Annotated in this window: 7 protein-coding genes; 3 read left to right on the top strand and 4 right to left on the bottom strand. The window is 70.8% G+C overall.

Annotated features, from left to right (window positions below; genetic code table 11):
* Positions 1–307: 307 nt before the first annotated feature.
* The gene (gene sepH, locus FPY90_RS01225) at positions 308–1,396 is read left to right on the top strand and encodes a septation protein SepH (RefSeq protein WP_498683391.1); all 1,089 of its coding nucleotides are present in this window, start codon (positions 308–310) and stop codon (positions 1,394–1,396) included.
* 123 nt (positions 1,397–1,519) lie between these two features.
* On the opposite strand, the gene FPY90_RS01220 is transcribed toward sepH, so the two are convergent.
* From FPY90_RS01220 to FPY90_RS01210, 3 genes are read right to left on the bottom strand one after another with little or no spacing between them, the layout of a single operon-like run.
* Complete coding sequence (locus FPY90_RS01220) at positions 1,520–2,701, bottom strand: alkaline phosphatase family protein (protein WP_498683389.1); 1,182 nt, start codon at positions 2,699–2,701, stop codon at positions 1,520–1,522.
* Between the two features lie 23 nt (positions 2,702–2,724).
* Positions 2,725–3,399 carry a DUF5998 family protein gene (locus FPY90_RS01215; RefSeq protein ID WP_071213405.1) on the bottom strand — a complete coding sequence of 225 codons (675 nt, stop codon included), beginning with the start codon at positions 3,397–3,399 and terminating at the stop codon, positions 2,725–2,727.
* Between the two features lie 31 nt (positions 3,400–3,430).
* Entirely contained in the window at positions 3,431–6,133 is a 2,703-nt protein-coding gene (locus FPY90_RS01210) for a bifunctional acetate--CoA ligase family protein/GNAT family N-acetyltransferase (RefSeq protein WP_498683387.1), read from the bottom strand.
* Between the two features lie 125 nt (positions 6,134–6,258).
* On the opposite strand from FPY90_RS01210, the gene FPY90_RS01205 reads away from it, so the two are divergent.
* Positions 6,259–8,916 (top strand): DNA gyrase/topoisomerase IV subunit A, encoded by a 2,658-nt coding sequence (locus FPY90_RS01205; protein ID WP_071213407.1) that lies wholly within the window; start codon positions 6,259–6,261, stop codon positions 8,914–8,916.
* A 124-nt stretch (positions 8,917–9,040) separates the two neighbouring features.
* Positions 9,041–9,559 (top strand): hypothetical protein, encoded by a 519-nt coding sequence (locus tag FPY90_RS01200; RefSeq protein WP_498683384.1) that lies wholly within the window; start codon positions 9,041–9,043, stop codon positions 9,557–9,559.
* 34 nt (positions 9,560–9,593) lie between these two features.
* Here FPY90_RS01200 and cydC read toward each other — a convergent pair whose 3' ends face one another.
* Positions 9,594–12,953 (bottom strand): thiol reductant ABC exporter subunit CydC, encoded by a 3,360-nt coding sequence (gene cydC, locus FPY90_RS01195; protein ID WP_498683383.1) that lies wholly within the window; start codon positions 12,951–12,953, stop codon positions 9,594–9,596.
* Positions 12,954–12,961: the final 8 nt, after the last annotated feature.

Below are 12,961 nucleotides of genomic sequence, written 5' to 3'. Positions count from 1 at the left end.
TTCAAGCTGTCGTTCGTATCGGGGCTGCACGGGGGGCCATGTTGGTGCCCCGGTCAACCCGCGCGTTTGGATGCGCCTATGATTCAACGCAGAACAGGTCGTTTTTGTGCCCGGTTCCCCACGGCCTGATTATCATTGCACCTTCCGGCCCGTAGTCTGGATTTATTGCCCGGTTTTACCGGTTTTAGCGTTCCCTTGAGGGAATAATCATGAAGCCGCCGCGCGCCACACCAAGGCGCCTCTTAGGTATTTGGCGGTGCAGGTGGCAGAGTTTTACCCATAACACGACGGTTTGTGGAGGATAGTCATGCGTCAACTCCGACTGGTGGGCATCCACGAGAACGGTGAGAGCCTGCACCTGAGCAGCGAGGATGGCAACAGCTTTGTGCTGCCCATCGATGAAGCGCTGCGCAGTGCAGTGACTCGAGCTGCCCGCGCCGATCGTTCCCAGGAGCCCGTTGCCCCGCTGTCGCCGCGCGACATCCAGACCCGGATCCGCTCCGGGGCCACCGCCGAGGAAGTCGCAGCCGATTCGGGGATGCCGCTGGAACGCATCATGCGCTACGAGGGCCCGGTGCTGGCCGAACGCGAATACATCGCCGCCCAGGCCCGCAACGTCGAGGTCTCAGCCCCGCAAACCCACGACGGCTACCGCAGCATCTTCGGCGAAGAGCCGGCCAACCTCGGCGAAATGGTCGCCTACCGCATCCACTCGCTGGGCATCGACAACGAAACCCTTGCCTGGGATGCCTGGCGTGCCTCCGACGGATCCTGGGACGTGGTGGCCCGCTTCGAGCTGCCCGACACCGATGCGAGCATCGCCCTGGATTCCGGTTCCGAGGAATCGATGGCCAAGTGGGCCTTCCACCCCAGCCGCAAGTCGCTGCAGAACGCAAACCGCTGGGCCCAGGTGCTCAGCGAGCTCGAGCCGCTCGACGCCCCGGTCGGCGCCCGCCGCCTGACCGCCGTCGCCGACGCCCCCTTCGATGTCGAGGCCGACGGCGACGAGGTGGACTTCGAGTCCGCCGTGGCCGACTCCGAACAGCTTCTGGACGTGCTCAGCGCCCGTCGCGGGCAGCGCCTGGGCCTCGACGAGGAGGGCGACGACGCCCTGGCCGCGATGCTCTCCCGCTCCCCGCACCCGGACGACGACCCGCGCCTGGCCGGCCCCGCCCCGCTGGACGACGGGCTGCCGAAGCTCTACGACGGCATCAGCACCCGCACCACCTCCATCTCCCTGGTGCCCGGCCCCCGGCACGGCACCGACGAGGAGAAGGACCCGGAGAACGGGGCCGAGTCCGGCGAAGACGAGGCCGGCGGCAAGAAGAAGGCCAAGCGTTCCTCGGTGCCCAGCTGGGACGAGATCGTCTTCGGGCGCCGCAACAACAACGACTGATATCCCCGGGTTTCGCCCCGGCACCGTCCGGCGGACGGTCCCGGCGAGCCACGGACCGCACAGCGAAGGGCCCGGACCCGGCATGTATCCCATGCCGGGTGCGGGCCCTTGGCGTTGGTGCCGCTACTTCTTCGCGGGCTTCGCCAGCACCAGCAGCGGGACCTCGCACTCGGCGCGGGTCAGCGAGCCGTGCTGCCCGACCATCGCAAACGCCGCGGGCTTGACCCTGCGCCCGTCCAGGAACGCCACGTCCTCGGCGGCCAGGATCAGCAGGTCCCCGATGCGGTCGCGCACCGCCTCGGCCACCGGCCCGAACAGCCCGTGCGCAATGGCCTCGTCGCGGGAAAGGACCCAGGCCTTTGCGCCAAAGCGTTCGCGCCAGGCCTCGGCCACGGCCTCGCGCCGTTCTGCGGAGGTGCCGGCATCGAAGTGCAGCTGCACCCCGCGCGGTTCCCCGGCGGTCAGTTCCACCCCGTCGACAAGGTCGGGGAACCCGGAGTAGTCGATCCGCCACTTCTCCTCCACGTCGACCATCCCGTGGTCGGCGGTCAGCAGCAGCAGGGTGCCGGCCGGGACGCGGGCGGCCAGGGTCCGCATGAGCGAGTCCAGGTCCTCCAGCGCGTTGCCCCATTGCGCGGAGCCCTTGCCGTGGCGGTGCCCGGCCTTGTCCAGCTCGTTGAAGTAGCAGTAGACCAGGGCGCGCGGGTTGGCCGCCAGGACCTCGCAGGTGGCCCGCACGCGGGCGTGCGTGGATTCGGCCGGCATGAAGACCGGGCCGCGCAGCGCCGCCGCGGTCAGCGCCGAGCCCTTGAACTGGGACAGGGACACCGTGGCGGTGTGCACCCCGGCCTCGGCGGCCTTCTCGAAGACCGTCGGGTGCGGTTGCCAGGAGTGCGGGTCAAGGTCCTTGGGCCAGCCGCCGAGCTGGTTCACCACGCGGCGGCGGGCCGGATCCACGGAGTCGTAGCCGACCACCCCGTGTTGCCCCGGAGGCAGGCCGGTGCCCAGGGACGCCAGCGAGGCCGCGGTGGTGGAGGGGAAGGAAGACAACAGCGTCTGGGAGTTCTCCATGAGCTTGCGCAGGAACGGGGCGTGTCCCCCGCGCGAGCGCAGCAGCGCCTTGCCCAGCCCGTCGACCATCACCACGGCGATGCGGTTGGCCGCCGGAAGCCCCAGGTGGTTTTCGAAGCCCGGCACCCCCAGCGCGGCGGCGGCGCTGGGAAGCAGCTCGGCGATGGTCTTGCTGCCGTAGGGCGGGGCCGCCGGAAGTGCGGAGGCCGGGGTCTTGCGGGTGCTGGTTGCCAAGATGCGTGTGCCTTTCCGGGGCCTTAGCCCTGGTGGGTGTTGCGGCCGAAGCGCGAGCCTACGCGGCCGCGGACCTCTGCCGCGGGTGCCGGAAGGACGGTGCGCACCTCGGTGCCGCGCGGGGCGGAGGCCCGGCGCATGGCCTTGGCGAAGCTGCGGGCGGCGGTCACGGCCTTGACGCCGTCGGCCTCGGCGCTGACGCGCAGCACCAGGTCCTCCTGCTGGGAAGTGCCGGTGTAGCCGTGGTCGGCATCGCAATTGGGGTCCGCGCACCCGGCCGGGGCCAGGTCGATGCGCTGGGCGCCGGCCCAGGCGATGCCCAGGGTCAGTTCCTTGACCATGTCGCCGGTGCGGTAGTTCTGCGGCTGGTGGTAGACGTAGCTGGTGGCCACGGTGGCGACCTTGGACAGCTGGACCAGCTCGGTGGAGATCTGGGCCATGACTTCCTTGCCCTTTTCGTCGAGCTGCTGGTCATCGACGTGGGTGACCAGCAGGACGTCCTCGGCCAGCACCAGCACGGTGATGTGGCGGTGGACCTCGTGCTGGTCGAAGTGGGTCTCCAGGTGCACCAGGTGGCCGCCGGGTTCACGGCCGTCGAGGGCCTCGTCAATGACGTCCGCAACGATCTTAGGGTAGAAACCCGCGCGGTTGAGGTCAGCTTGCAGGTCCGGGTCCGAGGCAGAAGAAAGGGGGGTCATGCCCTCCAGTCTACCCAAGGGCGCCGACGGGTCAGTGGCTCATGGCCCGCCGGGCCGAATCGGTGCGTTGCTCCGCATTGCCCAGCCAGGTGTCCACGCCGAGCACCACCGTGCCGCTGGCGGTGGCCATGACCGGATTGATCTCCAGCAGGGACACCTCCGGGTGGTTGTCCTTCAGCGTCGCCACGCGGTTGACCAGGTCTTCGATCGCCGCCAGGTCCACCGCGGGAAGCCCCTGATAGCCGCGCAGCCGGGCCGCGGCCCGCGGGGTGCCCACCAGGTCCGAGAGGTCCGTGGTGGTCAGCGGCGGGATCCCGTGCGCCCAGTCGTCAAGCAGGTTCACCGCGTCCCCGGCCAGCCCGAAGGAGACCACCGGGCCCAGCAGCGGATCCTCGACGGCGCGGATGACGCAGCCCTGGCCGGCCGGGGCCATGGACTGGATCTCCAGGTCGGTGGCCCCGTAGGGGTCCAGGACCTCGCGCATGTGCGCGATGTTCGAGCGCAGCGAGGATTCATCGGTGATGTTCAGCCGGACGCCGCCCAGATCCAGGCGGTGGCGCAGGTGTTCGTCGCGGGCCTTGATGGCCACCGGCCAGCCCAGCCGCGCGGCGGCGGCAACGGCCTGGTCCGCGGTCTCGAATCCGGCGGATTCCAGCACCCGGATCCCGTAGTGGCCCAGCAGTTCCGCGGCCTGCGCCTTGGACAGGTGCAGCAAATCCACCCCGACCACCGCGCCCAGCGCGTCCTCGATGAAGTCCGCGGCCGCCGCCACGTCGATGCCCTCCGGGGCGATGACCTCCCCGTGTGCCCGGGCTACCCAGCGCGCATAGCGGACAATGGCCGCCAGCGCGTTGACCGCGACCCCGGGGCTGGAGTAGCAGGGCAGGCCGTAGCCGCGCCCGTGGGCATCCGTGCCGGCGTCGAGCAGCCCGTCGGCGGTGGACACCGGGTCCAGCAGGCCGGTGAACACGGCCACCACCGGCTTGCCCGAGGGTGCCGCGGCCTCGCGGATGGCCCCGGCCAGCATGGCGTTGGTGAGCCCGGGTTCGGGCAGCAGCGTGATGATCCCGCAGTGCACCGCCGGGTCGTCCAGCGCCCGCACCAGGGCCGCGGCCAGCCGCGGCAGGGCGCGGGAGGCCCCGTCGTGCAGGGCAATGTCCGCATCGGAAACAGTGACATCGAGCCCGTTCTGCCCGGCGGCGTCGGCGACCACCGAGGCCAGGGCCGCGGAGTTGGCCAGCACCGCGATCCCGTTACCCGCCGGCAGCGGCTGGGCGGCGACGACCTGGGCGACCTCCATCAATTCCTCGTTGGTGCGCACCCGGATCACCCCGGACTGGCGCAGCATCGCATCGACCGCGGCGGTGGGCGCCTGGGTGGTGCGCACCGCGTGGCCCGGGGGCAGGCGCAGTCCCATGACATCGGACTTGGCCACGATCACGGGCTTGGAGTGCGAGAGCCGGCGGGCGATGCGGGAGAACTTGCGCGGGTTGCCGAAGGATTCAAGGTACAGGCCGACCGCGCTCGTGGCGGTGTCGTCCTCCCAGAACTGCATGGCGTCGTTGCCCGAGACATCGGCCCGGTTCCCGGCCGAGACGATCGAGGAGACCCCGACGCCGCGGCGCACCGAGGCCGCATAGAGCAGCACGCCCACGGCGGCGGATTGGCTGAACAGCCCCAAGGTTCCGCGCTTGGGCATGGCCGGGGCCACCGAGGCGTTCATGGAGGTGGCCGGATCGGTGTTCACCAGGCCCAGGGAGGCGGGGCCGATCACGCGCATGCCGTTGGCACGGGCCAGGCGGACCAGGTCGCGCTGGCGCGCCAGCCCGGATTCGCCGTCCTTCTCGAAGCCGCCGGTGGCGATCAGCAGCCCCTTGGCACCCACCGCCGCGCATTCGGCGATGACCTGGTGGATGGATTCCTTGGGAACGGCAACCACGGCAAGGTCGATGGGTCCGGGTACTTCGGCCACGGAGGCGTAGCTGGCCAGCCCGCCGAGCTCGAAGGCCTGCGGGTTCACCGCGTACACGGTTCCGGTGTAGCCGCCCTCGATGATGTTGTGCAGCAGCGTGTGCCCGATGGTGCCCCATTCGCGGCTGGCGCCGATCACCGCGATGGAGGCCGGGGCCAGCAGCCCGGCCAGCGACTTGGCCTCGGCGCGGTGCTCGCGCGATTCCATCACCGCCCGGGATTTCTCCGTGGGGTCGATGGGGAACTCGAGCATCACCACGCCCTCGTCGAAGTGCCGCGCCACCGCATAGCCGGCCTCGGCGAAGACCGTGAGCATCTTCCGGTTCTCCGGCAGCACCTCGGCGGAGAAGCGCTCGATGTCGTTCTCGCGCGCCGCCGCGGCCAGGTGTTCGAGCAGGATCGAGCCCACGCCCATGCCCTGGTAGGCGTCGGAAATGTTGAAGGCGACCTCGGCCTCGGCGGGGTCGTCGAGCCGGTCGTAGCGGCCCACCCCGATGATGTCCTCGCCGCGGATCACCACGAAAGCGACCCGGTCCACGTGGTTCACTTCGGTGAAGCGTTTAAGCTCTTTGGCCGTTAGCGCGGATTTGTACGTAAAATAGCGCATGTAGACGGAGGATTCCGACTGGCTCCGATGCATTTTTTGCAAATTGTCGGCGTCGGTTGGTTGAATCGGGCGTAGATGTGCCGTCGAGCCATTGCGCAAGACAACGTCCGCTTCCCAATGGGACGGATATTCACCGGGTTTACGACCATCCACCATAGGCTTAGCCTAGCGGCCGCCGCGACTCGGGCACTTGGATCGACGCGCCGGAACCGCAGCACGACATGAAACCTGGCCTTGCCAAAGGCTGGGCATCAGTACCGAATCGAGGATTCACACCCAATATGGCGCGCAAAAAGCCTGAACCACTGCCCGCGGATTTCGTGGAACACATCGTTGACATCGATGTGACCAAGGAAATGGAAGGCTCCTTCCTGGAGTACGCCTACTCGGTGATCTACTCCCGCGCCCTGCCCGATGCCCGAGACGGGCTCAAGCCGGTGCAGCGACGCATCCTGTTCATGATGTCCGAGATGGGCTTGCGCCCGGAGCGCGGGCACGTGAAGAGCGCCCGCGTGGTCGGCGAGGTCATGGGCAAGCTGCACCCGCACGGCGACACCGCCATCTACGACGCGATGGTGCGCATGAGCCAGGGCTTCGCGCTGCGCCTGCCGCTGATCGACGGGCACGGGAACTTTGGTTCGCTGGACGACGGCCCGGCCGCCCCGCGCTACACCGAGGCGCGCCTGGGTGCCTCGGCGGTGGCAATGACCGCGAACCTGGACGAGGACGTCGTTGACTTCGTCCCCAACTACGACAACCAGTTCATGCAGCCGGCGGTGCTCCCCGCGGCCTTCCCGAACCTGTTGGTCAACGGCACCACCGGCATCGCCGTGGGCATGGCCACCAACATGGCACCGCACAACCTCGGCGAGGTCATCGCCGCGGCCCGGCACCTGATTGCCCACCCGGACGCCGACCTGGCGGCCATCATGAAGTTCATCCCGGGACCGGACATGCCCACCGGCGGCCGAGTCGTGGGACTTGACGGGATCCGCGACGCCTACCGCACCGGCCGGGGCACCTTCAAGACCCGGGCCAAGGTGGAGCTGGAGCAGATCACCGCGCGCCGGCAGGGCCTGGTGGTAACCGAGCTGCCCTACATGGTCGGCCCGGAAAAGGTGATCGAGAAGATCAAGGACGCGGTCAACGCCAAGAAGCTCACCGGCATCGCCGACGTGGTGGATTTGACCGACCGCAACCACGGGCTGCGCCTGGTCATCGAGCTGAAGAACGGCTTCAACCCCAACGCGGTGCTGGCCCAGCTGTTCAAGTTCACCCCGATGGAGGATTCCTTCGGCATCAACAACGTGGCCCTGGTCGAGGGCCAGCCGCGCACGCTGGGGCTGCTGGAGCTGCTCACCGTGTACGTGGAGCACCGGCTGCTGGTGGTGCGCCGCCGCACCAGCCACCGGCTGGCCAAGAAGCTGGACCGGCTGCACCTGGTCGAGGGCCTGCTCATCGCGATCGTCGACATCGACGAGGTCATCGCGATCATCCGCTCCTCCGACGAGACCGCCCAGGCCCGCGAGCGCCTGATGACCATCTACGACCTGTCCGAGCTGCAGGCCAACCACATCCTGGAGCTGCGCCTGCGCCAGCTGACCAAGTTCTCCCGGCTGGAACTGGAGAAGGAAGCCGAGGAACTGCGCGCGGCCATCGAGGAGCTCAAGGCGATCCTGGACTCCGACACCCTGCTGCGCGAGATGGTTTCCGGCGAGCTGGCTCAGATGAGCGAGCAGTTCGCCACCCCGCGCCGGACCGTGCTGCTGGAATCCGAGTCCGGGTCCCCGCTGAAGGGAACCGCTTTGCCGGCGGTGGCCACCACCGGCAAGGCCGCCCCGCTGAGCCTGGAGATCGCCGACGACCCGTGCCGGGTGCTGCTTTCGGCCACCGGCCAGGTCGCCCGCATGTCCTCGGCCGATCCGCTGGACGGCGCCGGGGCACGGGTGAAGCACGATGTGCTGGCCTCCGTGGTGGCCACCAGTGCCCGCGGGGAGATCGGCGGGATCACCTCCACCGGCCGGATGCTGCGCCTGCAGGTCGTTGACCTGCCGCTGCTGCCCCCGGCCCACGGATTCCCGCAGCTCACCGGCGGGGTGAAGGTCGACGAGTTCGCCCAGCTGGGCAAGGGCGAGAAGATGGTCGCCCTGGTGCCGCTGAACAAGGTCGTGGCGCTGGGCACCGCCAACGGCGTGGTCAAGCGGCTGGCCCCGGACTACCCGCTGAACCGCGACGAGTGGGAAGCGATCACGCTCAAGGACAACGACGCCGTCATCGGCGCCGCCGTGGGCGAGGACGATGCGGAACTGGTCTTCGCCACCCGCGGTGCGCAGCTGCTGCGCTTTGCCGCCTCCGCGGTGCGCCCCCAGGGCCGCACCGCAGGGGGCATGGCGGGGATCAAGCTGGGTGCCGATGACGCGGTGATCTTCTTCGGCGTCCTCGAATCCGACGCCCAGGCCCCGGTCTTCGTGTCCATCGCGACCGGGTCGAACACGTTGCCGGGCACCGCCTCGCACTCGGTGAAGGTCACCGACTTCGCCGAGTACCCGGCCAAGGGCCGGGCGACCGGCGGGGTGCGGGCCCACCGCTTCCTGAAGGGCGAGGACCACCTGGAGCTGGCCTATGCCGGTGCCGGCCCGGCGCGGGCCTCCTCCGCCGCCGGCGTGGTGCGGGCCCTGCCGACCGAGTACGCCAAGCGCGACGGCTCCGGGGTCCCGCTGGCCCAGGGCATCGACCTGCTCGGCGGCACCCCGGTGGCCGAGGGCAACGAGGCGAACGGCGCCGCGGCGCCGGAGGGGCAACTGCCGCCCCCCGGATCCTCGAAGCGCGCGCCGCTGGTCGCGCCCGACCAGGACTCCGTGCCCTTTGCCGATTCGGGCGTGGTCGAGGTCGAGCCCGCCCGCCGGGTCGCGATCCAGGACTCGCTGCTCGACGAGTAGCACCGCTGAACCGCCAACCGCGTGGTCCGGGGGCACGCCCTGGACCGCGTAGGCCTCCCCGGCCAGGTCGTGAAGGCCGGGAAACTCCCGGCGTTTGGGCCCCCGACAGATAGAGGTATCCCCCATGTCCGAAGACCGATGGATCCTGCTGGGGATCGTGATGTCCGTCGTGCTCCTAACCACTGCCGTGGTCCGGTGGTCCAGGCGCCGGCCGAACCGGGACCCGGACAACGCCGAAACGCTCCGCCTGCCGAAGATCACCGCCGTGGCGGGCTGGCTGGTAGCCCCGGTCGGGCTGCTGCTCATCCTCTCCGCCGGATCCGGCGCCATGGACCCGGAGGACCGGACGCCGATGCTCATCTTCGGCATCGTGCTGTTCCTGGTCGCGGCTCTGCTGGTGGCCGGCTACGTGAACTGGTACATCATCATCCGCGACGACGAGATCATCCAACGCACCGTCACGCGCAAACTGCGCACCATCCGCTACGACAACCTCGACAAATGCCGGAAGTCCAGCAACGGTGCGGCGTCGATGCTCAAGCTGTGGGGCTACGACGGGGTGGTGATCACGTTCAATGCCGGTGCCTTCGACGCCTCCCCGGTATTGGCCGCCCTCGAGCGGCGCCAGACCCCCGGCCGCTGAGGGTTCCCCCCCGCGCCCGGGCCGGCGGCCCGGATCACGCCGGGACCGGGGCCCGGTGCGCCGGATCCGCCAGGTCCCGGACCGTGTCGCCCAGCGCTGCCACCGCGGCATCGTGGGTGACCAGCAGCACCGCCTGCCCCGTCAGCGCGGCGCGCAGGTCGGAGACGAGTTCCACGGCCTCGTCCGCACCCAGGTGCGCCGTGGGCTCGTCCAGCAGCAGCACCCGGGCGCGGGCCACCACGGCGCGCGCCACGGCCAGGCGCTGGCGCTGCCCGCCGGATAGGTGGTGGCCCCCGGAGCCGATCCGCGAGTCCAGGCCCTGCGGCAACGTGGCCAGCCAGGGACCCAGTCCCACGCGGTCCAGCACCGCCTCCAGCTCCGCGTCCCCGGGCTGGTCCCCGCTGTCCCGGCCCAGGGCCAGGTTGGCACGCACCGAGGAGTCGAAGAGGTGCGCCTCCTGCGGGCACCAGGAAACCCGCGCCAGGTCGGCCGTGCGGGCCCCGGCCCAGTCCCCGGTCCCGCGCCGGGCTTCCAGGGTTCCGGACAACGGCTCCAGCGCGCCGAGCAGTGTCGCCAGCAGCGTCGATTTCCCCGTTCCCGAGGGCCCGGTCACGGACACCCAGCGGCCGGGTTCCAGCTCCACGTCCAGTCCCCGGAGGACCGGGCTGCCGGCGGCCCAGCCGATGTCCGCGCCGCGCAGTCGCAGTCCCAGGGCGCCAGCGTTGTCCGTCTCCGTGGTGTTCGTGTCCGTGCCCGCTGTGGCGGGGGCCGGCTTCCCCTCCGTGAGGTTTGACCAGACGCGGCGCAGCACCGCGTCGAGCTGCGGCAGCTGCTGGATGGAGATCGCGGTGTTGGCGATCGGCTCGCCGAGGGCCAGCAGCAGCAACCCGGCAACCGCCGCCTGCTCTCCCCCGGTGCCGACCATCAGCACGGCCAGCACGGCCGCCGCGGCGGACAGCAGCGCCGCGCCGCCCTGGGCCAGCCCGGCTCCGCGTGCCGCGGCCCGCAGCGATGCCGTGGCGGCGGAATCCACCGTGGTGAAACCGGCCAGCGCGCGATCCGTTGCCCGGTTGGCGCGCAGGTCCACGGCCGCACCCAGCAGCGTGGGCACCCGGGAACCGAGCCAGATGCGGTGTTCGGCCGCCTCGGTGGTGCTGCGCCGCTCCACGGCCAACACGGCCAGCGGCAACCCGATGAAGGCCGCAAGGCCGAGGCCGAGCGCCAGCGGCAGCGCGGCGGGCGCCCAGCTGCCGATGCCGATGGTGACGGCGGCCCAGGTGGCGATCCCGGCCACCGGTGGCACCAGCACGCGGGGAACGGCGTCGCGCACCTCGTCGACCTCCGCCACCAGATGGCCCAGCGCGGCACCGGAGCGGGTGAGCCGGCCCCAGCTGGTTGGCCGGGCGACCAGCGCGTCCCAGAGCCGCTGGCGGAGGTTCGAGGCGAAGCCCAGCACCGCGTCGTGCACGCGTAGTTGTTCGGCGTAGCGCAGCACGGAGCGGCCGATGCCGAAGGCGCGCACGCCCACGATGGCGACCATCAGGTGCAGCATCGGGGGTTGGTGGCTGGCGGTGACGATGAGCCAGCCGGAAACGCCGGTGAGCCCGGCACCGAAGATTGCCGCGGCCGCGGCCAGCAGCAGACCGCCGAGCATCCCGCGGCGGAACCAGGGCATGGACCCGAGCAGCCGCCAGTGCCCGCCGCGCCGGGTGCCCGCGGGCCGCGCGGCGGAGGCGGACGGGGCCGAGGCCGTCGGTGCCGTGCCCGTCCCGGCCCCCGGGCCCGGGTCCGCGGCGGCGCGGTGCCCGGCGGCCGGGAGCGCCCCGGTGTCCTGGCCGCGAAGCATGGCGGCCAGCTCGCGGTCGTGGGAGGCGACCAGCAGCGCGCATCGGGGGCGCAGTCCGGACAGCGCCTGGCGGATGCCGGCGGCGGATTCCTCGTCCAGGTGCGCCGTCGGTTCGTCGGCCAGCACCAGTTGGAGCCGTGGGTCTGCGGTGGCCCGGGCCAGCACCCGGGCCACGGCGACGCGGCGCAGCTCCCCGGGGCTGCAGTCCACCAGGTCCCGGGAGGCCAGGTGGGCGATGCGTGCGTCGTGCAGCACGCCGCCGAGCATCGCGGCGGTCAGCGGTTCCCCCGCGTGCAGGCGGATTTCCTGCTCCACGGTGGCCTCGGTGAACCGGGGGTGCTGGGAAATGTACGCGGTGCGGGAGTGGTCCACCCGAATCCGGCCGGTGGTTTCGGCCCCCGGTTCCAGCTGGCCGAGCACTGCATGCAGCAACGTGGTTTTTCCGCTGCCGCTGGCGGCATCCAGCACGTGCGCCGAGCCGGCGGCCAGCGCCAGGTCCAGGCCCTTGACCACCGGTTCGCTGCGTTCGGCGTGCCGGATGGAGAGGTTCTCTATTTCCAGCACCCGGGAGGTCTGGGCGGGGTCCTGGCCCGTGGCTTCGCGGGCATCGCCGGGTCCGCAGCCGATGAATCCCTCGCTGCGTTCCAGGGCCTGGACCCCGTCCTCGGAGGCGTGGAATGCGGCGCCCAGCGCGCGCAGCGGCAGGTAGCATTCGGGGGCGAGGACCAGGGCCAGCAGCCCGGCCTCGAGTCCCATGTGCCCGTAGACCAGGCGCACGCCGATGAACACGGCGACCACGGCCACGGAGATCGTGGCGATCAGTTCCAGGGCGAGCCCGGAGAGGAAGGCGGTGCGCAGCGTCGTCATGCTGGTGGCCCGGTAGTCCTCGGAGACCTTGGCCATGGCCCGGCCCTTGCCCTCGGCGCGGCGCAGCCCGATCAGCGCCGGCAGCCCCTGGGCCAGTTCCAGCAGGTGGTTGGAGAGCCGGTCCAGCCCGGCGGCGGCGGCCTTGATGCGGTCCTGGGTGTGCAGCCCGATCAGGATCATGAACACCGGGACCAGCGGGATGGTCAGCACCACGATGAGGGCCGAGACCCAGTCGGCCACCAGGATCCGCACCCCCACGACCGCGGGGATGACCGTGGCCGAGACCAGGGCGGGCAGGTACTTGGTGTAGTAGTTGTCCAACCCGTCCAGGCCGCGGCTGGCCAGGGCCGCCAGTGCCCCGTGGCCGGGGTCCTTGCTGCTGACGTTCCCGTTGAGGCCGGCATCCATGAGCCGGGAGCGCAGCTTTTCCTTGGCGCCCAGTCCGGCGCGCTGCGCGGCGAACTCGGTGGCCCACACCGCGCCGGCGCGCAGCAGCGCCCCGCCCAGTCCCCAGGCCAGCAGCCGGCGGGCATCGAGGTCGGTGCCGGCGGCCAGCTGGGCGATGGCCGTGGCCAGGGCATCGGCGATCAGGATCAGCCCGACGGCCTTGAGCGCCGCCAGCCCGGCGAGCAGCGCCAGCACAATACGCGATCCGGTTCCTGCGGGCAGTACGGGTTTCATGGTGTGGG

This window comes from Arthrobacter sp. C2, from assembly GCA_024207135.1.
Lineage (GTDB): Bacteria > Actinomycetota > Actinomycetes > Actinomycetales > Micrococcaceae > Paeniglutamicibacter.
Note: the sequence above shows the minus strand (reverse complement) of the source record. Positions and strands in the feature narration are given on the sequence as shown.

Bases quoted from the DNA above. Each gene is read 5' to 3' on its own strand.
- sepH (WP_498683391.1), top strand. From the start codon at position 308: ATGCGTCAACTCCGACTGGTGGGCATCCACGAGAACGGTGAGAGCCTG.
- FPY90_RS01215 (WP_071213405.1), bottom strand. From the start codon at position 3,399: ATGACCCCCCTTTCTTCTGCCTCGGACCCGGACCTGCAAGCTGACCTC.
- FPY90_RS01210 (WP_498683387.1), bottom strand. From the start codon at position 6,133: ATGGTGGATGGTCGTAAACCCGGTGAATATCCGTCCCATTGGGAAGCG.
- FPY90_RS01205 (WP_071213407.1), top strand. From the start codon at position 6,259: ATGGCGCGCAAAAAGCCTGAACCACTGCCCGCGGATTTCGTGGAACAC.
- FPY90_RS01200 (WP_498683384.1), top strand. From the start codon at position 9,041: ATGTCCGAAGACCGATGGATCCTGCTGGGGATCGTGATGTCCGTCGTG.
- cydC (WP_498683383.1), bottom strand. From the start codon at position 12,953: ATGAAACCCGTACTGCCCGCAGGAACCGGATCGCGTATTGTGCTGGCG.